20 protein-coding genes and 1 pseudogene are annotated in these 21,647 nt (G+C 46.3%); 8 read left to right on the top strand and 13 right to left on the bottom strand.

Going from position 1 to position 21,647, the window contains the following annotated elements:
- Positions 1–613: 613 nt before the first annotated feature.
- The gene (locus tag MiSe_RS34180; RefSeq protein WP_226588532.1) at positions 614–988 is read right to left on the bottom strand and encodes a Mo-dependent nitrogenase C-terminal domain-containing protein; all 375 of its coding nucleotides are present in this window, start codon (positions 986–988) and stop codon (positions 614–616) included.
- 293 nt (positions 989–1,281) lie between these two features.
- On the opposite strand from MiSe_RS34180, the gene MiSe_RS34175 reads away from it, so the two are divergent.
- Positions 1,282–1,587 carry a hypothetical protein gene (locus tag MiSe_RS34175; RefSeq protein WP_226588530.1) on the top strand — a complete coding sequence of 102 codons (306 nt, stop codon included), beginning with the start codon at positions 1,282–1,284 and terminating at the stop codon, positions 1,585–1,587.
- On the opposite strand, the gene MiSe_RS34170 is transcribed toward MiSe_RS34175, so the two are convergent.
- The 3 genes from MiSe_RS34170 to MiSe_RS34160 form a co-directional block, all read right to left on the bottom strand.
- Entirely contained in the window at positions 1,571–3,328 is a 1,758-nt protein-coding gene (locus tag MiSe_RS34170) for a ribonuclease J (protein ID WP_226588528.1), read from the bottom strand. The genes MiSe_RS34175 and MiSe_RS34170 overlap by 17 nt on opposite strands.
- Before the next feature lie 197 nt (positions 3,329–3,525).
- On the bottom strand, positions 3,526–4,410 hold the full coding sequence (gene dapA / locus MiSe_RS34165) for a 4-hydroxy-tetrahydrodipicolinate synthase (protein WP_226588547.1): 885 nt from the start codon (positions 4,408–4,410) through the stop codon (positions 3,526–3,528).
- Positions 4,411–4,511: 101 nt separating this feature from the next.
- A complete protein-coding gene (locus MiSe_RS34160) occupies positions 4,512–5,552 on the bottom strand; it encodes an aspartate-semialdehyde dehydrogenase (protein ID WP_226588527.1) in 1,041 nt (346 codons plus the stop codon).
- A gap of 762 nt (positions 5,553–6,314) precedes the next feature.
- Between MiSe_RS34160 and tig the strand changes: the two genes are divergently transcribed.
- The 4 genes from tig (at position 6,315) to MiSe_RS34140 (ending at position 11,017) form a co-directional block, all read left to right on the top strand.
- A complete protein-coding gene (gene tig, locus MiSe_RS34155) occupies positions 6,315–7,748 on the top strand; it encodes a trigger factor (RefSeq protein WP_226588525.1) in 1,434 nt (477 codons plus the stop codon).
- A gap of 209 nt (positions 7,749–7,957) precedes the next feature.
- Entirely contained in the window at positions 7,958–8,650 is a 693-nt protein-coding gene (clpP, locus tag MiSe_RS34150; RefSeq protein WP_226588544.1) for an ATP-dependent Clp endopeptidase proteolytic subunit ClpP, read from the top strand.
- A gap of 9 nt (positions 8,651–8,659) precedes the next feature.
- Positions 8,660–10,000, top strand: a complete 1,341-nt coding sequence (gene clpX, locus MiSe_RS34145; protein WP_226588523.1) for an ATP-dependent protease ATP-binding subunit ClpX — start codon at positions 8,660–8,662, stop codon at positions 9,998–10,000.
- 84 nt (positions 10,001–10,084) lie between these two features.
- Complete coding sequence (locus MiSe_RS34140) at positions 10,085–11,017, top strand: alpha/beta fold hydrolase (protein ID WP_226588522.1); 933 nt, start codon at positions 10,085–10,087, stop codon at positions 11,015–11,017.
- Positions 11,018–11,639: 622 nt separating this feature from the next.
- On the opposite strand, the gene MiSe_RS34135 is transcribed toward MiSe_RS34140, so the two are convergent.
- Together MiSe_RS34135 and MiSe_RS34130 are read right to left on the bottom strand one after the other, a co-directional pair.
- On the bottom strand, positions 11,640–11,885 hold the full coding sequence (locus MiSe_RS34135; RefSeq protein ID WP_226588520.1) for a helix-turn-helix domain-containing protein: 246 nt from the start codon (positions 11,883–11,885) through the stop codon (positions 11,640–11,642).
- 35 nt (positions 11,886–11,920) lie between these two features.
- Positions 11,921–12,154: a helix-turn-helix domain-containing protein gene (locus MiSe_RS34130; RefSeq protein WP_226588518.1), complete on the bottom strand. Its 234-nt coding sequence runs from the start codon at positions 12,152–12,154 to the stop codon at positions 11,921–11,923.
- A 136-nt stretch (positions 12,155–12,290) separates the two neighbouring features.
- On the opposite strand from MiSe_RS34130, the gene MiSe_RS34125 reads away from it, so the two are divergent.
- Entirely contained in the window at positions 12,291–12,545 is a 255-nt protein-coding gene (locus MiSe_RS34125) for a hypothetical protein (RefSeq protein ID WP_226588516.1), read from the top strand.
- A gap of 58 nt (positions 12,546–12,603) precedes the next feature.
- On the opposite strand, the gene MiSe_RS34120 is transcribed toward MiSe_RS34125, so the two are convergent.
- From MiSe_RS34120 to MiSe_RS34110, 3 genes and pseudogenes are all read right to left on the bottom strand, one after another.
- A complete protein-coding gene (locus MiSe_RS34120) occupies positions 12,604–13,164 on the bottom strand; it encodes a Uma2 family endonuclease (protein WP_226588514.1) in 561 nt (186 codons plus the stop codon).
- A 71-nt stretch (positions 13,165–13,235) separates the two neighbouring features.
- A pseudogene (locus tag MiSe_RS54135) lies at positions 13,236–13,616 on the bottom strand (type II toxin-antitoxin system RelE/ParE family toxin).
- Positions 13,606–13,860 (bottom strand): type II toxin-antitoxin system RelN family antitoxin, encoded by a 255-nt coding sequence (locus MiSe_RS34110; RefSeq protein WP_226588512.1) that lies wholly within the window; start codon positions 13,858–13,860, stop codon positions 13,606–13,608. Before MiSe_RS34110 ends, MiSe_RS54135 begins: the two are co-directional and overlap by 11 nt.
- Positions 13,861–14,023: 163 nt before the next feature.
- Here MiSe_RS34110 and MiSe_RS34105 point away from each other — a divergent pair, with 163 nt between their 5' ends.
- Positions 14,024–14,452 (top strand): hypothetical protein, encoded by a 429-nt coding sequence (locus tag MiSe_RS34105; RefSeq protein ID WP_226588510.1) that lies wholly within the window; start codon positions 14,024–14,026, stop codon positions 14,450–14,452.
- Between the two features lie 353 nt (positions 14,453–14,805).
- On the opposite strand, the gene MiSe_RS34100 is transcribed toward MiSe_RS34105, so the two are convergent.
- Together MiSe_RS34100 and MiSe_RS34095 are read right to left on the bottom strand one after the other, a co-directional pair.
- Positions 14,806–15,531, bottom strand: coding sequence for a hypothetical protein (locus MiSe_RS34100; protein ID WP_226588508.1), 726 nt, complete (start codon positions 15,529–15,531; stop codon positions 14,806–14,808).
- 17 nt (positions 15,532–15,548) lie between these two features.
- Positions 15,549–18,458 carry an nSTAND1 domain-containing NTPase gene (locus MiSe_RS34095; RefSeq protein WP_226588506.1) on the bottom strand — a complete coding sequence of 970 codons (2,910 nt, stop codon included), beginning with the start codon at positions 18,456–18,458 and terminating at the stop codon, positions 15,549–15,551.
- A gap of 166 nt (positions 18,459–18,624) precedes the next feature.
- Between MiSe_RS34095 and MiSe_RS34090 the strand changes: the two genes are divergently transcribed.
- Entirely contained in the window at positions 18,625–18,990 is a 366-nt protein-coding gene (locus tag MiSe_RS34090; protein ID WP_226588504.1) for a CU044_2847 family protein, read from the top strand.
- Between the two features lie 300 nt (positions 18,991–19,290).
- Here MiSe_RS34090 and MiSe_RS34085 read toward each other — a convergent pair whose 3' ends face one another.
- Positions 19,291–19,959 (bottom strand): nitroreductase family protein, encoded by a 669-nt coding sequence (locus MiSe_RS34085; protein WP_226588501.1) that lies wholly within the window; start codon positions 19,957–19,959, stop codon positions 19,291–19,293.
- A 205-nt stretch (positions 19,960–20,164) separates the two neighbouring features.
- The gene (locus tag MiSe_RS34080; RefSeq protein ID WP_226588499.1) at positions 20,165–21,151 is read right to left on the bottom strand and encodes a GntR family transcriptional regulator; all 987 of its coding nucleotides are present in this window, start codon (positions 21,149–21,151) and stop codon (positions 20,165–20,167) included.
- Between the last annotated feature and the right edge of the window lie 496 nt (positions 21,152–21,647).

Here is a 21,647-nt window from a genome sequence, read left to right as displayed (position 1 = left end):
AGGTTATGAGCTTGTTTTGCAGATACTCAACCAGTCGAGCAATTAAAAGAATTAGCCTGCGTTCTATTTTGTCGCTCATGTTTTTTGCTTGACGAACTAGCTAGCTGTTCATGGGTGCGTCAGGCAACGCCGCAGTTCGAGCAAGCTTAAATTAACAAGTTTCAAACCATCGATGCAACAAGCTTTCTGCATTAGTAATTGAAACGAACTAATGCATTCATGCTACATTTAAACTGAGCTTTTGACTCAGTTGCTCCAGAATCAGCCGTTGAATAGCAGTCTGCGATCGCTTTCTCTTCCAAATATTAGCAGCACAAGTTTGTTAGCGCTAACCTTAAAGCTACTAAAATCCCTCAGAAAGCATCTGAAAAATTGTTCTTGACGCTGCATTCGATTAGTAACACCAAATCCGGATTGATTTTATTCTGATAGACCGCGCAGGCGGTCTTTGTTTGTCTAGCCGCGACTTGAGTCGTTAGGCATAAAAGGGCAAGCGGATTTAGGATAAAATTTAGCAGCGATCGCGCTCTTGATCAATTAGTTTTCTACATCCAGCCGAAATAGCCTTTGAGTGGGAAGCCAACTCGACTTGGAAAAATTATTCCGCTAGTTCCTAGCAGTAGCAACTCACGTCCTCGCCGCATTCATCTGCCAGATAGCACAACGCCCGGAAACGCAGCGCCACAACTTCTTCGTAGAGCGGGTTTAGCTTACACATGGGCGGAATGTGAAATAATGTACGACCAAACAGTTTAACGTCCTGCTCGAACGGACACTGAGATGGAATCATTTCGCATAAGCGGTGAGCCAATTCCCGATCGCGCACCTCCACTCGCTCCAGCATTTGCCGCAGCGGTTGCAGCAAATCGAAGCGTTTCTTTGAACTATAACCCTGCTGATTCGTCTTGGCGGTATTCTTTGCTGGGGCAATCCACACCCAGCTTGTCAAGTTCGGATTTTCTATGCTAGAATAAGTTAGCTTCGTCATTTTTTGTCTCCTAGTGTTCCCATCAGTGGAGTGCGTTCCTCTGGTGGTTATCTACAGCATCACAGATGGCTTTACCGGATGGGTACTGCCGTTTGGCCTATTTTTGAACCGGGAAAAGCGTTCGGGCTTCCCACTCAGGATTGATTCGTCGCCTCTACCTTGAGGCAACAATGTCATCGTGACCAAAATCCCGCATTTTAGCTTGCGTGGTTTTACGGAATTTTGTTGAGTGCAAGCCTAAGTATAGGGACATGTGGCAATTCTAGCAAGTTCCTCGAAAGGATTGAGCCATTTTGGCAGATGTAGCGGCGGAGAGAAAACCAGGGGAATTGGGTGAAATAACCGACTATACAGGGGGTTTGACTAAGAAGACAGGGGGAAGCAAAGACGCGGGGACGCGGGGAATATTACAAGATCTCTCCGCGTCCCCGCGTCTCCCACTCTCCCTTGTCCCGATCAACTCACCCCCATCTGTTGCAGCGGGTTTGACTAAGAAGACAGGGGGAAGCAAAGACGCGGGGACGCGGGGAATATTACAAGATCTCTCCGCGTCCCCGCGTCTCCCACTCTCCCTTGTCCTCTTTAAGATGCAACTCTAGCGGTGGCGCGTCGGCGGCGTCCGGTAACTTTAACCGGGGGTGCTTCCGGCGTTTGCATCAAGAAGACGAGTAAGGGACGACTTTGAAGTTCGCGACGAACTAAACGCTGTAGCGCCTGTTCGATATGCTCTTGCAAGCCTACCCAATCAACGTCTAACTCTTCAGTATCGAAGCTGCGGGCGAATTCAGTCCAGCGATCGCGCAAAATATCTGCTATTGTCGTTTGGGCTAGCTTTTGTAATAGACTTCGCTCGACCGAAGTCACCACACCGCGCAAATGCACTTCGGGTTTAGCAACCAGCTGACCTTCCCAATCTATAGCAGCTGCGACGGTGACCACGCCATCTTCTGCCAATTGCTGGCGTTCCTTGAGAACATTATCGTGGACAACTCCCGCGTTATCCACCAACTGAATCCCAGAAGGAACCTTACCCGCGATGGCGATGCTATCTTCCGACAACTCGACTATGTCGCCATTGTCCACAATCACCATATTTTCCGCCGGAATGCCCATACTTTGAGCCGTTTGGGCGTGTTTTACTAACATCCGGTGTTCCCCGTGGACGGGTAAGAAGAATTTGGGGCGAGTCAGAGCTATCATCAGCTTTTGGTCTTCCTGACACCCGTGACCGGAAACGTGAATCCCTTTTTCCCGACCGTAGACCACGTTAGCGCCTTGGATCATCAGTTTATCAATCGTATTGACCACGGCGATCGTATTCCCCGGAATTGGGTTAGCCGAAAATACTACCGTATCTCCCTGCTTGATTTTAATGTGGGGATGTTCTTGATTGGCAATGCGAGTTAAAGCCGCCAGGGGTTCCCCTTGAGAACCCGTTGTCAAGATTAAAACTTTTTCATCTGCCATGTTGCGCGCCACATTCCAAGGTTGCAGCAGACTATCTTCGCACTTGATATAACCCAAATTGCGCGAATGGGCAATCACGTTCAGCATCGAACGACCGACGACAGATACAATGCGGTTGTGCTTCTTCGCCAAATCCAAAATCATGTTAATCCGGTGGACTGAAGAAGCGAAAGTCGTCACCATCAAGCGTCCCGTTGCTTGGGAGAAAATCCGATCCAAATTGGGATAAACAGATCTTTCCGAAGGCGTTTGACCGGGAACTTCCGAGTTAGTCGAATCGCTAATTAAACACAGAACGCCTTTTTCCCCGTGGTCTGCCAGTTTCTGCAAATCAAAGAATTCTCCATCCACGGGAGTGTGGTCGATTTTAAAGTCACCCGTGTGAATCACCACGCCAACGGGGGTATGTAACGCAACGGTAAAACTATCGGCAATTGAGTGGGTATTGCGGATAAATTCCACAAAAAATGAATTTCCGATTCGCACGATATCGCGAGGGAGAACCGTTCTCAATTCCGTGCGATTGGCAACTCCGGCTTCTTCTAGTTTCCCATGCAGTAAGGCCATTGCCAGACGCGGGCCATAGATAACCGGAATATCAAATTGTTTCAGGTGATAGGGAATGCCGCCGATATGGTCTTCGTGACCGTGGGTGACGATCATGCCCTTAATTTTGTGCTGATTTTCCCGCAGATAGGTCGTATCTGGCAAGACAATATTAACCCCGTGCATCCCATCGCTGGGAAAAGCCAGTCCTGCGTCTAAAATAACGATTTCATCGTTAATTTCAAACACGCATGTATTCTTGCCGATTTCGTGCAAGCCTCCTAGAGGAATAATTTTGAGAGCGGGTTTTGATTCGTTTGTAGTCATTGCCATCCTTTGTTAGGTATGAGGTTTCGAGAGAATTTGGTTTTTTAGTAACAGCTATTTTACTAATTTGAGCCAATATAATCTGACAATTAGCGACGCCGACACTTCCCAGTCGCTAATTGCTATTAAAACTTGCCTAAATCTAAAATTTTCGGATTATTTAGGCTTATAAAAACCTAGCATCAATATGCAATAGATTATAGCAATGAAAGTTTTTCTAACACATTTTTCAAATTTTGTGTAATTTCATCTGTTGGGTCGCAAAGGGGAGAACGAGTGCTGCCGACATCCCACCCTTGCAGTTTCAAAGCCGCCTTAACTGGAATGGGATTTGTGGTCGCAAACAGTGCTTTAAACAGGGGGAAAAGTTGTAAGTGAATTTGAGTAGCTTCTTTAATTTTACCAGCTTCAAAGGCTTGGATCATCGTTTGCAGCTGCGGCCCTACCAGATGACTCGCTACGCTAACTACGCCCGTCCCGCCGATGGATAGCAGCGGTAGCGTCAGAGAATCATCCCCAGAATATATCTGAAAATCAGGGGGTGTTAGACAGCGAATTTGACTTGCCTGATCCAGGTTACCACTCGCTTCTTTAATGGCAACAATATTGGGAATTTCTGCTAACCGAGCCACCGTTTCTGGGAGCATATTTTGTCCGGTGCGACCCGGTATGTTGTAGAGCATGATCGGCAAATCGGGGCTGGCTTGAGCGATCGCCTGAAAATGCCGGTACAATCCTTCTTGAGGCGGCTTGTTGTAGTAGGGAACTACTTGCAGCGACCCATCTAATCCTATTTTAGCGGCTTTTTGCGTCGCTGCGATCGCTTCGGTGGTCGAATTAGACCCCGTTCCTGCGATAACAAGAGCTTTTCCGTTTACTGCGTTTTTAACTACCTGAAATAGCTCGTATTCTTCATCCCAAGTCAGAGATGGAGATTCCCCAGTCGTTCCGCAAACCACAATCCCATCTGACCCGTTTTCAGCCAAATAAGCTGCTAGCTTTTCGGCTACTGCATAATTGACGCTGCCGTCTTCCTTAAACGGCGTAATCATCGCGGTAATCGCTCGTCCAAAACTTACCACACTTTTTTCCTCACTCCTGAATTGGGTCATTGGTAATCGGTAATTGGTCATGGGTTATCCCTCTCACCAATGACTGCCAACGATTGACACTAAGCGAATATTTAACTTGTAACGGCTGCTGTTGGTCGAACCTGATTTTTAGAGACTAGCAACTCGGCAATTTGTACGGCATTTAAAGCCGCACCTTTGCGAATTTGGTCGCCACTCAGCCAAAGTTCCAAACCACAGGTATGAGAGATATCCTGACGAATGCGCCCCACCAATACTTCATCGCGACCGCTGGCTTCAAACGGCATGGGAAAATAATTAGCTTGCCAATCTTCCACCAACTTAACACCGGGTGCTTGACTGAGGATTTCCCTGGCTTGTTCCACGGGAAAAGGTTGCTTAAATTCTAGATTAATCGCTTCCGAGTGGGCGCGCAGTACGGGAACCCGAACGCAGGTTGCCGTAATTCGGATCTGGGAGTCGCCAAAAATCTTGCGCGTTTCGTTGACCATTTTCATCTCTTCCTCACAATACCCCAACTCAGTCAACTTGGAGTTATGGGGGAACAAATTAAACGCCAACGGGTAGGGAAATATTTCCGCTTTTGGTGTCTCGCCTTGCAAAATAGCCGTCGCTTGCTGTTTCACTTCCTCCATTGCTCTAGCACCCGCACCGCTGGCAGATTGGTACGTCGCCGCTACCAGGCGTTGCACCGGCTGTACTTGATGCAGGGGCCATACTGCCACTGCCATTAAAATTGTCGTGCAGTTGGGATTGGCAATAATCCCCCGATGGGTAGACGCAGCTTCGGGATTTACCTCTGGAATCACTAGGGGAACAGAAGCATCCATGCGAAATGCACTGGAATTATCAATTACTACCGCACCCGCTGCCACGGCTTTTGATGCCCAAGCTTTAGACGTTGACCCTCCCGCCGAAGCCAGGACGATATCTACACCCTGAAAAGAATTTTCATCCAGCACTTCTACTGGTAGGTTTTCGCCCTTAAACGGCATTGTCCGTCCCGCCGAACGCGGTGAAGCCAACAGCTTTAACTCCGACACCGGAAAGTCGCGACTTTCTAATAATTCCAGTAACTCGGTGCCGACGGCTCCCGTCGCTCCTAAAATCGCCACTTTATAAGATTCTGACAAACTTATTTCCTCCACTTAAATAAAAGTTGCACTTAACAACAGCGAACCCAATTTTAGGGTCAGAAGTGTTAACGATGTTTGTTTATTTTTTTAATAATATAAACTTGCGTTTAATCTGTTGGATCCAATGCATTACGCATATTTCAGATAAATTGAATACAAGTAAAGTACTTAAAACTAAAATTTGACTCAAATCCCAACTCCAAATTAAAACACGCGGCCTGTCCACCTAAAAAATAACGGGAGTGCAGCAAACTTACCTAAAGGTAGTAAAGTTAGCAAGGCCATTGTTATCGTTCGGTAGTATCTCACAAGCACCGTCTTACCCCGAGTAAAACTGTTTAACCCAAGAGTTCTATGAGCTTGCGAACTAGCTACCCATTCCCTGGTAGGTCTTTAACCCTTGCCGATAACTTCGTTTCCCCGTTGCCGGGACTATGGCTGGTTAGCACCTTCACTTACCTAAAGATTTGAGGCATGATGCCCCGTCTCTTGAAAGCGGGGTGCTGACTAAATGTACTATTATCAGAAGGCGGAAACGAAAGGGACATGTATGCGTTCCCGTTTCTGCGTGCTGAGGGCTGGCGACTATCCGCCGATCCGTTGTTGCCAGACACCTTACCTGCACGGGTAGCTTGCACCAGCATATCACGGGGTCAGACATTTGTTGCTGGATTCGCCCAAGCGAGTAACGCCACAGTTGGATGATGCCTGGTCAAGCAAGCATAGTATCAAGAACCGCGAGGAAAATAGAGATCGAGTATGAAAGTAACCCAGGAAAAGCTTCCCAAGAGCCAGATTGGCCTGGAAATAGAAATTACGCCAGAAATGTCCAAAAAGGCATACGATCAGGTATTTCAAGACCTGACCCGCAACGCAAACATTCCTGGGTTCCGCAAGGGGAAAGTTCCTCGCCAAGTCCTGCTCCAGCGCTTCGGATCAATCCGCCTCAAAGCCACTGCTTTGGAAGAGTTGATTCAAGATGGGGTAAAACAAGCCCTCAAACAAGAAGCGATCGCCGCCATTGGCAACTACCAGCTGCGCTCGAATTTTGAAGAATTGATCGGTCAGTACGAACCAGGAAAACCGCTCACCTTCTCCGCCGCCGTTGACGTACAGCCAGAAGCGCACCTGTCCGATTACACCGGCTGGACTTTAAAAGTAGAAGAAGGAAAATACGACCAGGCATCGGTGGATAAATTCCTGGAAGACAGGCGGAAAGAACAAGCGACGTTAGTGCCAGTAGAAGGACGCCCCGCGCAGATGGGGGATATCGCTGTGGTTGATTTTACCGGACGACTGGTAACCGAAGGGGAAGAAGAATCATCCTCGCCGCCAGAAATACCAGGCGGCTCGGCGACTGACTTTCAAGTAGAGTTAGCAGAAGGACGCTTTATAGGAGGATTTGTCGATGGCATTGTGGGGATGACGCCAGGGGAAACCAAAGAAATTGCGGTGACGTTCCCGGAAACCTATGCAGAAAAAAGCTTAGAAGGAAAGCCAGCGATTTTCACCATCACGCTCAAGGAAATCAAAGAAAAAGAGTTACCCGAACTTAACGACGACTTTGCTCAAGAAATCAGCGATATGCAAACCTTAGAGGAATTGCGCGCCAACCTGGAAACAAGATTTAAGGAGCAAGCGGAAAAAAGAACGGCAACGAACAAAGAGCAAGCCATACTCGATGAACTGGTTAAACATGTAGAAGTAGACCTGCCTGCAACGCTGCTAGAGCAAGAAATTGACGCCATGCTGACCCAAACGGCAATGCAGATGAGCAATCAGGGATTTGATATCAAGAAGCTGTTTACCCAGGAAACGATACCGCAGTTGAGGGAACGCAGTCGTCCGGAAGCCATCGAGCGGATTAAGCGCACTATGGCATTGGGAGAAGTCGCCAAACGCGAATCGATCTCAGTCGAACCTGCTGCGGTAGAAACCAAGGTGAAAGAGCTAATCGAGCAGTATCAGGAGCGCGACATCGACCCAGAAAGGCTACGCGCCTATGTGGAAGAAGACCTGCTGAAAGAAAAAATCATCAAGTGGCTGGAAGAACATTCTACCCTCGAACTCGTGCCAGAAGGCTCTTTGAGTGCCAGCGAGTCAGAAACTACCCCAGAAGAGCCAGCCGAAAACCCACCTGCTGAAGCAGCACCAACACCAGAACCCGAAACCGAAGCCGCAGTAAGCGAATAGGGTTTCTATGTTAGTCAAATCCCCAGGTAAATTGCCTGGGGTTGTGGGTAAAGACGAACAAAACAACAACCAGCTTTTCTGGAGAGAGCAGGGATCGCAATAGCCAAAAACACCGGAATTTGGCTATAAAAGAGATAGTTGTGTCGTGTTCTACAAAAAGTTTCGGGTTTTGGTCGAAGTGCCATCGGGCATCCACCCAAATAGGTAATATGCTTGTATCCAAATCTGCCAATTACTCTCCGATTAGTCAAAAAACCCTAGAGGTTTACTCAAGCATCCCCAGCAACGTTATCCCAATGGTGGTAGAACAATCGGGGATGGGTGAAAGGGCATTTGACATCTACTCGCGCCTGTTGCGGGAGCGCATTGTATTTATGGGCACGCCAGTAGACGATGAAGTATCCGACTCACTGGTAGCTCAAATGCTGTTTTTGGACGCTGAAGACCCAGAAAAAGACATCCAACTGTATATCAACTCCCCAGGCGGATCGGTAACGGCGGGTATGGCGATTTATGACACCATGCAACAAATCCGCCCGGATGTTGTTACCATCTGTTATGGTTTAGCTGCGAGTATGGGAGCGTTTCTCCTGTCAGGAGGAGCAAAAGGAAAGCGCATGTCGCTACCGAGTTCTCGGATTATGATCCACCAACCCTTAGGGGGCGCGCAAGGTCAGGCAGTTGACATCGAGATTCAAGCCAAAGAAATTCTCTATCATAAACGTAAGCTGAACGAGTTGCTGGCTTCTCACACGGGTCAGCCCCTAGAGAGAATAGAAGCAGATACCGAGCGCGATTTCTTCATGTCAGCTGAAGAAGCCAAAAACTACGGTCTGATCGATCAGGTTATTTCCAGGCAAAACTTTCCCAACTCAGGCAAGGCTGTTACCCCAGTAGGATAAGAGGCAATTATGTCCAAATACGACTCCCATCTAAAATGTTCCTTTTGCGGCAAATCCCAAGAACAGGTTCGCAAATTAATTGCCGGTCCGGGAGTCTACATTTGCGATGAATGCGTTGACCTGTGTAACGAAATTTTAGACGAGGAGCTGCTGGATACCAGTCCTCAAGCTCCTCAACCAAATCCTAGACCAGAACAACCCCAAAAGCGTCGCACTCGGTCGGCTAACATCTCGCTGCATCAAATACCCAAACCCAGAGAAATAAAAAAATATTTAGACGAACACGTAATCGGTCAGGAGGAAGCGAAAAAAGTACTCTCAGTCGCAGTTTACAACCACTATAAGCGCCTGAGTTTCGTCCAAGCCAAAAACAGCGGCAAAGTCGGCCCAGATGAAGTGGTAGAGCTACAAAAGTCGAATATCCTGCTCATGGGGCCAACCGGATGCGGCAAAACGCTTTTGGCTCAAACCTTGGCGAAGCTGCTGGATGTGCCGTTCGCGGTAGCCGATGCTACCACCCTAACCGAAGCCGGATACGTCGGAGAAGATGTGGAAAATATCTTGCTGCGACTGCTCCAAGTCTCCGACTTTGACGTAGAAGAAGCTCAGCGAGGCATCATCTATATCGACGAAATCGATAAAATCGCCCGCAAGAGCGAAAATCCATCGATTACGCGCGACGTCTCAGGCGAGGGCGTGCAGCAAGCGCTGTTGAAAATGTTAGAGGGGACGGTGGCGAACGTACCCCCCCAAGGCGGACGCAAGCATCCGTATCAAGACTGTATCCAAATTGACACGAGTAACATACTGTTTATTTGCGGAGGGGCGTTTGTAGGTCTGGAAAAGGTAATAGAGCAGAGAGCGGGCAAAAAGTCAATAGGCTTTATTCAGCCAGGTGAAGGGCAGTCAAAAGAAAAGCGGACGGCAGACGTACTGAAACAGGTAGAACCGGACGACCTGGTAAAATTTGGCATGATTCCAGAGTTTATAGGCCGGATTCCGGTAATGGCTGTGGTAGATCCGCTGGATGAGGAAAGCTTGACCGAGATATTGACCCAACCTCGAAATGCGCTGGTGAAGCAGTATCAAAAACTGCTGAAGATGGATAACGTCAACCTAGAGTTTAAACCAGATGCAGTGCGAGCGATCGCGCAAGAAGCCTACCGCCGCAAAACCGGCGCCAGGGCGCTGCGGGGCATTGTCGAAGAGTTAATGCTCGAGGTGATGTACGAGTTGCCCTCTCGTAAAGACGTGACGCGCTGTACCATTACCAAAGAAATGGTCGAGAAGCGTTCAACTGCAGAACTATTGGTACATCCTTCCTCCCTGCCTAAACCAGAATCTGCGTAAACTGGTAATTGGTAATGGGTAATTGGTCATTGGTTAGGTTTATCGATTACCCATTAGCGATTACCGATTAGCCATTAGCAGACAATGCCCTATATTTCTGTTCGCGGTGTCGATCATTATTACGAGTGGATTCGCTCAGAAAATCAGACTGAAGCGAAACCAGTAATGGTATTTGTCCACGGATGGGGTGGGTCGGCGCGTTACTGGGAAAGTACGGCGAAAGCACTGGTAAATTGGTTTGATTGTCTGCTGTACGATATGCGCGGTTTTGGGCGGAGTACGCAGGGAAACGGGGAAACGCGCACGATCTCAGACACAGAAAGCGTTACTCAAGCAGAATCCCAATTAGTAAAAGATACGCCCAAAACAGCGGCTGAATTAACTTACGAACTAGAAAGCTTTGCTGACGATTTAGCCGCGCTTTTAGATAAGTTAAATTTAAACCGAGTTTACATCAATGCCCATTCAATGGGCGCATCGGTGGCAACTTTTTTTATTAACCGATATCCAGAAAAAGTCGAACGGGCAATTTTAACGTGCAGCGGCATTTTTGAATACGACGAAAAAGCATTTGCAGCGTTTCATAAATTTGGCGGTTATGTGGTAAAATTCCGCCCCCGCTGGTTGCAGAAAATTCCCTTTGCAGATAAGTTTTTCATGGCACGATTTTTACATCGCCCGTTACCCAGCGTTATCAGTAAGGCTTTTTTAGAAGATTTTTTACTAGCAGATTACGATGCGGCTTTGGGTACGATTTTTACTTCTGTAAGCAAGCAGGCGGCGGAAGTAATGCCCCAAGAGTTTGCTCAGATAACCGTTCCCACCCTGATAGTGTCTGGGGAATACGATCAGATTATTCCTGCTGTTATGGGGCGTCAGGCGGCGGAATTGAACGAGCGGGTAGAGTATGCCCTGATTCGCAATACGGCTCATTTTCCCATGTTAGAAGATGCAGAGACTTATTTAAAGCGCGTGCAGGAGTTTTTGGGTGTGAATTGTCACTTTGTCGTGAAATAGGGCAGGCGGGACGCCTACCCCACAAGAGATTGGGTTTGAGAAACCCGGTTTCTTGAAGAAACCAGGTTTCTGGGATTTTGGGGGCTTTCGGGGCACGGCATTAGACAACCTTTGGTATAAGCTAAAAATTATTCTACGCCGTGCCCCTACAAAGCCGGTTAAAAGGGGTTGCAACTCTTTCGACCTTTGCAAGAAGTCTATTCTCATTCCCTGGCTAGAGCCAGGGAATGGCTGCTTTGGAGACTCCTGCCTCGTGTTTGGGTCGTCCCGCGAGGCAAGAATTATTATTGAACCGCGAAGACGCAAAGGACACGAAGGAAGAAGAAGGAAGAAGTAGATAATCTGCTACGGGGAACGGAGTTAATTGTCAAATTGCTGTGAAATAGGGCAGGCGGGACGCCTACCCCACAAGAGATTGGGTTTGAGAAACCCGGTTTCTTGAAGAAACCAGGTTTCTGGGATTTTGGGGGCTTTCGGGGCCCGGCATTAGACAACCTTTGGTATAAAATTAAAATTATTCTACGCCGTGCCCCTACAAAGCCGGTTAAAAGGGGTTATAACTCTTTCGACCTTTGCAAGAAGTCTATTATCGTTCCCAGGCTGGAAGCTGGAACGAGAGAATCTAGGTTTGGTCTTGGTCTTCTAGGAATTTCCCCAAGTACAACCTGACAAATTCTTTGGCAGCAGCGGGATCGATTTGTTGGAGTGCATTGGCAATATCTGCAATGGTTTCGCCGCTGGGGTCTGTTTGTTCGTGATACCAGCGGAAAACAACGGAAGGTTTGACTCCCAGCGTTACTGCTAACTTTTTTTGAGTGATGCCGTAAGTCTCTAACACCTGTCTGAGGGCTTTTCCTACTTTTCCCATGTCTGTGATGGTGTCAGAGTGTTCTAGGTCTGGTCTTAGTCTTCTAGGAATTCTCCCATATACAGCTTGGCAAATTCTTTGGCCGCAGCTGGTTCTATGGTTCCAAGTGCTTTGGCAATCTCTTTTGCTGTTTCTGCTCTAGGGTCTATCTTTTCATAATACCAGCGGTAAACAACAAAAGGTTTAACTCCCAGTACATTCGCCAGTTTGTTCTGGCTTATGGCGTGGGTTTCTAATACTTGTTTAAGGGCTTTTCCTGCTGCTCCCATGTCTCCAATTTTGTCAGCAATTAATTATCCTGTCAATCTTCGCAGATCTGCATATACACAGATTTGTGGGTATTTTCTAAATTCTGATATTCGGATAAAGTGAATATTACTTTTGAGTCAAATTAGGAAAACCAAAATGACTACAAACACTCTGGTCGATACCAGTGAATCTGTATCGGCATCTGTTGAGATGCGAGTTTGTACAGATCCGGATTCGGGGCGAGAATTTGTCAGGATGATTGTTGTTGGTTCGCCGAAAGGGGTGGTGAAAATAATTCACTCACTGCATGTCAAACGTTTTGCAGAGGTGAATGAGTGGAGTCCGCCGATATCAACTAAAAAGCCTGGTGAGGTGATGCGGATTTTAATTAAGAAGGTTTTTATTGATTAAAAACTTGCGCGTTCGCTTGTTTACTCGCTCGCTATAACAAGCAATCGCTTCGCTTTATTTAACTAAAACTCAACCAGCCAAAAACTGTTTCTACCGTCAATTCTAACTCGATGCCATTCAGGATTGGCAACAAAGTTGCACCTTTGTACAACTCTACTTTTTGACCTGGAAATACTGCCAAAATACTTTCTTCTTCTGGATACATCAACCAACCCAACTCAGTGCCATTTCGCGAACAATGGAGTAATTTACCAAGCACTTTGGTTTGGCTTTGGTCTGGGGAGAGAATTTCAATAGCCCAGTCCGGATGAATTTCAAACCGATTAGAAATTCTACCAGATGGCAGAAGGGGAATTCTTTCCCATCGGAATACTGCTATATCTGGAACGATTGATTCACCGCCAAATGTACAGCGCAACTCTGGGAAGGCATAAGCAATTTTTCGCGTTTCGGTTATTTGGTTAATAATCGTGCAAAATTTACCCTGTAATCTGCTGTGTTCACCTTGAGGCATAGGTTTTTGAACGATCTCTCCGTTGATAAATTCTGAGGCAGGTTTCGTTTCTGGGAGTTGGAGGAATTCGTCTAGAGTTAGCTTAGGTTTAGTTGCTGTAGTCATAGGTAAGTCCCGTTTGTAAATCAATATTAGCAAGCGATCGCCTGAATTAAAATCCCAGAGTAAAACGTAATTTATTCATCCCGTTCAAACTCATCTAAGATACTGATAATCTCATTAGGAGTGATATCTTCTCGGTCTGATTTAGAGTAAATGGTTAGTAGAAGTACGCTATTCGCTGACTCAACTTGATAGATGAGTCGATATCCGGCGCTTTTCCCTTTTTGGATGTTGCTATTTTTGACTCTCACCTTAAAGTAATCTTCACCCATTCCAGGGATGCGATCGCGTCAGCGTGGCGTCAGCCATTCGCCAATAAATTTACCCCCTTGGATTTGTTCAATAATTGGTATAGTATCGACGCGGATATTACAATACTTTTTTGATAATTCACGTAAATTCCGTTTATACTCAGGTGTTAAATCGATTTGGACGCCTGGTGTTTCATTCGACATCTATTCCATCCCACATTTCAGACAGGGGTATTCGTTGTCCAGATTTAGCTTGCTGTAATGCTCTCCTGAGACTTGCTTTTACTTCTTCAATGGGAGTATCATCAGGAGCGGTTTCGGCTGACTCTGTTACTTCAGGAATAAGCACGATAATTCGCACCCGACTAGGCTGGAATTTTTCAATCGGATGGTCGAGGGTTAATTGCCCTTTTTCATCCATAGTTCCTGTGACTTCAACGGCTTTCATAGATTTTAATCAAGGCTATTTATCTTAATTATAACACATTTTATTAGGATTTAAGTAAGTTGATAATTAATAACGATCGCATTTGTTTTGCCAGCAAATCGCATCTCTCAAACTAAAACTAGATTGGTTAAGATGTTCGGATTGGTAAGGAGGAAATTGACCTATGAGGTCAGTTGAAATTACAGAGGCAACTGCCTCTCTGCGAACCTATATTCAAAGTTTGGGTCGAGAGCCACTGATTGTCAGTATAAAAGGAATTCCTGTTGCACTGCTAGCACCAATTGTTGACCTAGAAACTTTACCATTAGAAACAGAGGCTAAATCGCTGAGCTTAATTAAAAAATCCCTAGCTAGGCAGCAGTCAGATGCTGAAGCATCTTTAGCAGATTATGTAAAGAGTTTGGGGAGAGAGCCAGCGATCGCAGGATTTGAAGGCAAGCCAATCGCTGTGTTAGTGGCGATCGCAGATGTGGAATCTGTGTCTTTGATCCAAAATCCTCGGTTTCAAGAAATCATCAATCAATCGCGACAACAAAAAAGTAAAGGAGGATTTTCCAGCGAAGAAGTCCGAAAGCAATTGGGGTTATTGTAGGAGCGATCGCCTTCGATAAAACCAACCGAATGTATGGCGATCGCACTAAGTTTGTGCCGCATAAAATCAGGGCGATCGCATTTTCCAAATTCAGGCTAGATTGCTCTTTTTCAACTAGTAACCCAAGTTGCTAGTTATAAAACCGATCCCCCCAAACCCCCAATGCCTTGGGGGGCTTAAGAGGGCTTAAGGGAGATTCTCCCCTCTTATTAAGGGGGGCTGGGGGGATCTAATACCAATATTGCATAACTAGCAACTTGCGTTAGTAGTCCCCCAAGGCAACTTTGCAGGGTAATATAATCCTGCGCGTCCCCGTTTCACCGCGTCTGGCAGTCTGTCTTAATCAGTCAAAGTTATCTTGGCGAAGAATCACGAGGCGGTGGAACAAAGTCACGAGGAAAGATACCTGTTGCCCCTTGTTGTAAAGGTATCCCATTAACCAATACATTTCCAGTCGAGGCTGTGACTTTTAATTCGCCATTGCCAATATCAGTGATTTTGACTTTAGTGTCTTGAGCGCTAGCTGGTTCAACAGTCATTTCACTAGAGTTTTTAGCCTTCAAAATATTTTTAGCAGCTTGAACAGTGTATGTATTTTGTAGGTGTGGAGATTGAGCGGGGGAACTATCGCTGGTTGCTCTTACTGTCACGTTTTGACATGGCTGAGTGTTGTTTCCATATGTCCACTGAATTTGCAATTCACCAGCATTACCTCTACAGGGAAATTTGTATTGAGACTCCCATTGTGCGTGAGGACCAGCTGTAAAATAAAATCCAGTCTTCTGATTATTAGAATATCTGAAATCTAGGTCAGCCCAGCTATTGTCGTCCGGTGGAACCACCAGAATGTCGTCATAACTCCTCAGTATCGTTTTTCCTTTTTTAGCTTCTTCGGAACGACCAATCCCGTCCCTTATCACCCTCGGTGTCCCACGCATCTGGTCGATAATCGCGAAAATATCGGCTGCGGAACTTTTAACGCCAGTTACTAAAACACAGACAGGAACCAGCACGGCTGCTACAGCAGGGATTAGCCAGATGGCGCGATCTGTGAACTTGAAAGTTTTTTGCCTCTTCATATATTTATCCTTTTCAATCAGTTAGGAATCTTGCAGAATTTAAGCCGTTCGACTGGAAAATGAGCCGGGGAATCAAATATCAAAAGTGTAAGAGTTTCCTGACCCAGTTGGTCGCAATTAGGAGCCTTATAGTAAGAGTTTTGCTCATACCAGCCACAGCGATCAGCGGTAGCCTCACGCCATAACATTTCAATCCTTTTGAGGGTTTCACAAGGCATCATATCCGCTTCTATTTCGTCGCCAATTTTCCTATCATCATTCAGATCCGCTCCTGCTCCAAAGTCCCGCCTTAAAATTAAGTAGGTTGTCTGTAGCGCACCTTCTGTATACTGCTTTTCAAAAGTTTCTGGTTTAGAATCGGGTACAAGTTTTCCCAATTTAGGCTCATGCTTGTTAAACAGGTATTCCTTGAGCTTCGGAATTCGGTGTTCTTCAATGATTTCCGCTAAAGAGTTTTCAGCTTTTTCCCAGATACCAGGAATGTTTATTTTATCCTTCACATGATTTTTATATCGTTCCGGATGATTTGTTCGCAGCTTGCCAGTCACTTCCCGGAGCTTTCGGTAATAAGCGAGTGCTTGAACTACATCTGTTTCATTTTTGGACTTATACGCCTTATTTTTAAGACTACACGCTTCTTTAAGGAAATCGGGTAAGGCACTCTCAATCTTTGTTGGATCTGTACTGAGGAAGACAGCTTCAATAGTTTTTTTCGATTGCTGCTGTTGCCAAAAGGCAAATCCTACGATATAAAAAATGACTGCTAGAACAAAGGCGATCGTACTTCCTATGAATGTCTGAACTTTTCGGCGATCTGCTTGACTAACTTGGACAAATTCTTTGGCAAGGCTCGATAGCGGTACGGTATCAGAGTAATCTTGGAGAAAATTCTCTGCCTCAGCTAATTTCGCTCCTCGCAGTAGGTAATCCCCAGATTTTCCTTTGTCTAGCCACTCTTGAGCATCTTGTTCAATATTTCGCTTTTTTCTCAGGGCATCCCGATTTTCATTCACCCACTGCCGCAGTCGCGACCAATGACGGATCAGGGCTTCATGGGCAACATCCACTACTGCGACTCGACCCGATTGGGACCCCTTTTCGATCAAGCTACTGGTAACCACTAACTTGGCATCTGCCAACTTCTGGATCGTTCTGTCTACGAGCGCTTCCGATTGCTGTTCGGTCACTAAATCCCGCTGCAAAACCCGCCTGCGCGTATCCTCCGTTCCCTCGCCTAGCTGTGTCAGTTCCAAGAAAATCCGCTTGGCTGTCTGCTGCTCTTCTAGCGAAAGGGATTGATAAACTTCATCGGCTCGTTTTTGCAGCGTACCCTTCACTCCACCCAAATGGGTATAGGCTGAAACCGTTAACCGCTCCTCAGTTCTCTGTTGCCAAAGTTCCGTCAATGTATATTGCAACAACGGCAAGCTTCCCGGTGAGTCTTCCACATCCGCAATCATCTGGTCAACCAGTTCAGGCTCTACTGCCAAGCCCACATTTTTCGCTGGTTCGATAATGGCTTGCGCTAACTCCTCCCGGCTCATCGGCGTCACTGTCACCAGATGCTCCTGAATTTTGCTGGCGAGTCCCCCATACTCCTGCTCAGCACACTTGCCAAAGAAATCCGCCCGCATCGCCAGCACCAAGCAGAGTTTATCGCCAGTCCGCTCCAACGCCCCCAGCAGGCACTCAAAAAACTGCTGTCGTTCCGTGCTGTCCCGACACAGGGTAAACGCTTCCTCAAACTGATCGACTACCAGCACGACTCGACTAGCTTCAGCCGCTGCAATCAGATGCCCTAAACCCACAGCGCCTACCCCAATCAATTCCTCAGCCTTAGCCAGCTGGGTGGCGCGGTCAACGACTGATAACCCTGGTTCCGGAAATGCTTCTGCTAAACTCTGGAGCGGATGCTCACCGGGTCTAAAGACCGGCAAAATTTTCCATTGACCGCTGCCTGACAACTTGCGTCCCAGCTTGAGTTGATGGAGTAATCCCGCTCTGACAACCGAAGATTTGCCACTCCCGGATGCTCCCAATACTGCAAGAAAATTCCCCTGGCGCACCTTTTCTAATAACTGGTCGGTTAGCGCTCTCCGTCCATAGAAATATTTCGGGTCTTCTTCATTGCAGTCAAAATAAGCCAACCCCTTGTAAGGACAAATGGCATTGGGAGATACTGTTACGACTGGCGCTGCTTTTTCCCACTGGCGAGTCAGGTTAATTTCTTGCCCAAAGTTGGTGAAAATCGGACGTTGGGTTTCACTTTTCAACTGCTGATTCAGGAAATCAATCAAAGTATAGTTGGTCACCCAACGATCTGGACAGCGCTTGGGGTCAAGTCCTTGCAATAGTGCTTTCGTGAGGACGCTGTAAGGTTCGCTGATGTCTTGATAAGACACCTCGAATTCCCTGGAAGCTGCTATAAAACAACGATCTCGTCCTTTTCCCTTTTCTCCCGGATTTGCTTCGTCAAAGTTCAGCAATTCGCCGCTGTAACAGCAATCTAGCCAAATTATTTGCTGTGGAATCGGACTTTCTTCCAGTAACCGACGTAACCATTGCAACGAGAGTCCCCAATTACTCAAGTCAGGATTGACATCGCTGGTAGCCAAAAATCCTTCCTGAATTCCCCGATTTTTCCGCAGTCCATGTCCAGAAAAATAAAATAGTGCTGTATCTGGACTCATCCTGCCTTCTGGGAGAAACAATTGTACCAGTGCCTCTTCCAATTCCTTGAGAGTTACCTTAGTTTTGCGACCGACGTGGATGGTATTATCGGTTACAGCTTCTGGTATCCGTTTCACCCGGAACTCCCCAGAAGAGGTTAGTAGTTGCGCGATCGCTTCCGCATCCTCTGCTGGTGCTTCCAACCTTGGTAAGTTCCCATAAGTATTAATGCCAACAACCAAAGCATCCCGACTCATATGATTTTAGATTTTAGATTTTAGATTTTGGATTGATGAAACTCTTGCCGATAGGGAATTCCAGCATTTTGAACCATAGCAAAGTATAAAAAAGTTATCCAGATCGGTTTGCTTAATAGCCTAACCGTGAAATAATAGATACCGCCAGATAAATAAACAAAATTTTATGACACAACTCACTCCCATCGAGTTAGAAGACGGAACGGTTATATATGTTGAAGCGACGGAAGATGTGAACGCTGTTCCTATCGATACAAGTGAGGAACGAGGAAGGGTTAGAAAAGGCGGAAATGCTCAAACGATTAAATCATTTGAGGCAATTAAAGGAACGATTACGGCTTACACGAATTACACGCTGAATGCGTTTAAAGAAATTGCTAATGCCAATGTAGATAAAGTTCCCCTAGAATTCGGTATCAAAATTGGCGGCGAAACGGGGATTCCCTACGTAACAAAAGGCACCGCAGAAAGCAATCTAAAGATTACTGTAGAATGTTCGTTTCCTAAGAAACCGGAAAACGAAAATACCTAGCGATCGCAATTGGGTGCGGACTTACTCCCTTCGGTGCTAGAAGATTATCTACTTCTTCCTTCTTCTTCTTTCGCGTCTAATTCGCTAACGCGGTTAAATAGTAACTCAAGTTGCTAGTTATCTCATACATAGCAGCTAATGGCTAATGGTTAATGGCTAGATTGGTAAAAATCCAAGATTAGCAATTAGCAATTAGCAATTAGCTATTAGCAACGGCGAAGTTTATAACTAGCAACTTGCGTTAGTAGTAATTCTTCGGGTGGGAAAGGAGTAATTTTCCATCACCCATGCGCCATTCCCCTACAATTCAAACAATTCTCCGTAACTCTCGCCGTAACAAACTTGCTTGACATCAAAACGCCCGCCATACTGTTTGAAAGGTTGTGCTGCATAACCCAAACAAAGCAGACAGCAAACATCCACTTCTTCTGGAATATTAAAAGCTTCTTTCACCTGGGCGCTAACAAATCCTTCCATCGGACAACTATCGACACCAAAACTTTTCGCCACAATCATAATATGTGCTACGGCTAACATCGTATGGCGATTTGTCCAAGCTTCAATAGAATCAAAACAGGGTTTGTTTTCAAATAACCCTGGTATCTGCTGACGCATCACATCTGCATAAGCTTCATTCATCGCACTGGCATCTTTACCCAACTCGATGACAGATTCGATGTATTCTGGAGTAGAAACTCTGCGATCGCCACAACAAATCAACACCACGGGTGCTTCTCCAACTTGACGCTGATTGAAAGCACAAGCTTTTAGTTTTTCTTTACTTTGTTGCTGCCGCAGAACAATAAACCGCCAAGGTTGTAAGTTATACCCAGAGGGAGCGCGAATACCCAAGCGCAGAATTTCTGCTAAAATTACTTCCGGAATTACATCTGGACGAAACGCTCTTGCAGCTCGACGCTGCTCAATAGATTCTTTTAAACCAATTGAGGGTTGCATTTCAACATTCATAACAATTTAAGATTTTAGATTTGAGATTTGAGATTTTTTTTCTGGATTTAGCTAGTAGTCCAGCAAGTTGATTTTTATGGGTTCCTAGTAGCGCTTCAGCGCTGAAATGCTACTACGAACCGATCAAAACCAGTTCGGCAAAATACTAGAGCCTGTTGCCCATCTTAATCTGAAATCTGCACATCTTCAATCTAAAATTTTCTGGTTAAGCTAACCCAAGTTCCCTTTTGAGTAGGTTAATCGATTTGATACCGATGTAATTTTCGCAACAGATCAGTTTGGGAGGGCGGATAATATCTTCTCGCGCCTGGGCGACAATCGTTTTGACCGTGGAGAAACTAGCTTGATCGCTGATAATGGTGTGGGCGCTGCGAACCATCGCGTTGATTTTGTAGGTATCCTGTAACTGCGCCGTCATCACGAGCAAGTCTTCTCCCCGCAAACTGTGGATAATTACTTCAGATGCCCGCAGGATACCAGAACTGAGACTCACTAAGCCAACGCAACTATCTTTGGGCATACTTCTGACTAGCTGAATCTCCATGCTGTAGTCGTAGATGTCTACGGGGATGACGCGCACGGACTTGGGAGATGCGATCGCTTCGGCTTCTCCGATAAAATAACGACTGGTGACCACTGTCCCGGCTTGGGTTTGATCCAGAAACCTACTCAGTTGCTCTAACGCCACCAACTGTACGGGTATGCGAAGCGCTTGTTCTAGTTCTTGCACCATCAATTCTCCCACGCCGATGTCTTGGGTAGGAGCCGTGACGACTACCCGCGCACTACAGCGCAAGCGCCAGTCTATTTCGCTTAAAAATAACTCCCTAGCTTGATTGAGCGAGCAACCTTCTGCCAGCAGTTTATCCAAGCTTTCCAGTACAATTTCGTAGGCTTGGGGATATTGTTCCAGAATGCGAGATTTGAGTCTACCGCCGCCTTCGTTACCTTGGGCGCGCACGTAAATACCCGAACCTGCTTGAGATTCGACTAACCCGATTTTTTCTAGTTGACGATATACCTTACTTATGGTGTTTCGGTGCAGTCCCGTTTGCATTGCTAGCTGACGAGTGCTGGGGAGGCGGTGTCCCGGAGGAAATTGACGGGATGCGATCGCAAACCGTATTTGATTAAACAGCTGCGTTGAGGCAGGAATTTCACTATCAGGCTGAATATGAAACTGAATACTCATGTATAGCCTCCGGGATCGCCTTGGGAATAGGGGGAATAATTCGCCAAAAAATGGAATTAGTAAAGTTTTTTATACTGATAAGTCTATGGCTATGCCGCAGGGGTTTAAGCGTCTGCTAGGGCGGTATTGTCTATACATGCATCATACTCAATGCTGAAATCGGTTAGATAACCAAAACGGGTGATTTGTCAATGGGGTAATGGGTAATGGGTAATGGGTGTAGGGGCACGGCATGGGAAAATCTGTTGATTTAACGTTCCATGTTGCTGATGCCGTGCCCCTACACAACAGGGCATGGGAAAATCTGTTGATTTAACGTTCCATGTTGCTGATGCCGTGCCCCTACACAACAGGGCATGGGACAATCGATTGATTTAACGTTCCATGTTGCTGATGCCGTGCCCCTACACAACAGGGCATGGGACAATCGATTGATTTAACGTTCCATGTTGCTGATGCCGTGCCCCTACACAACAGGGCATGGGACAATCGATTG

The sequence above is a fragment of the Microseira wollei NIES-4236 genome, from assembly GCF_020521235.1.
Lineage (GTDB): Bacteria > Cyanobacteriota > Cyanobacteriia > Cyanobacteriales > Aerosakkonemataceae > Microseira > Microseira wollei.
The sequence above is the reverse complement of the archived record's forward strand: the minus strand, read 5'-3'. Positions and strand labels throughout refer to the sequence as shown.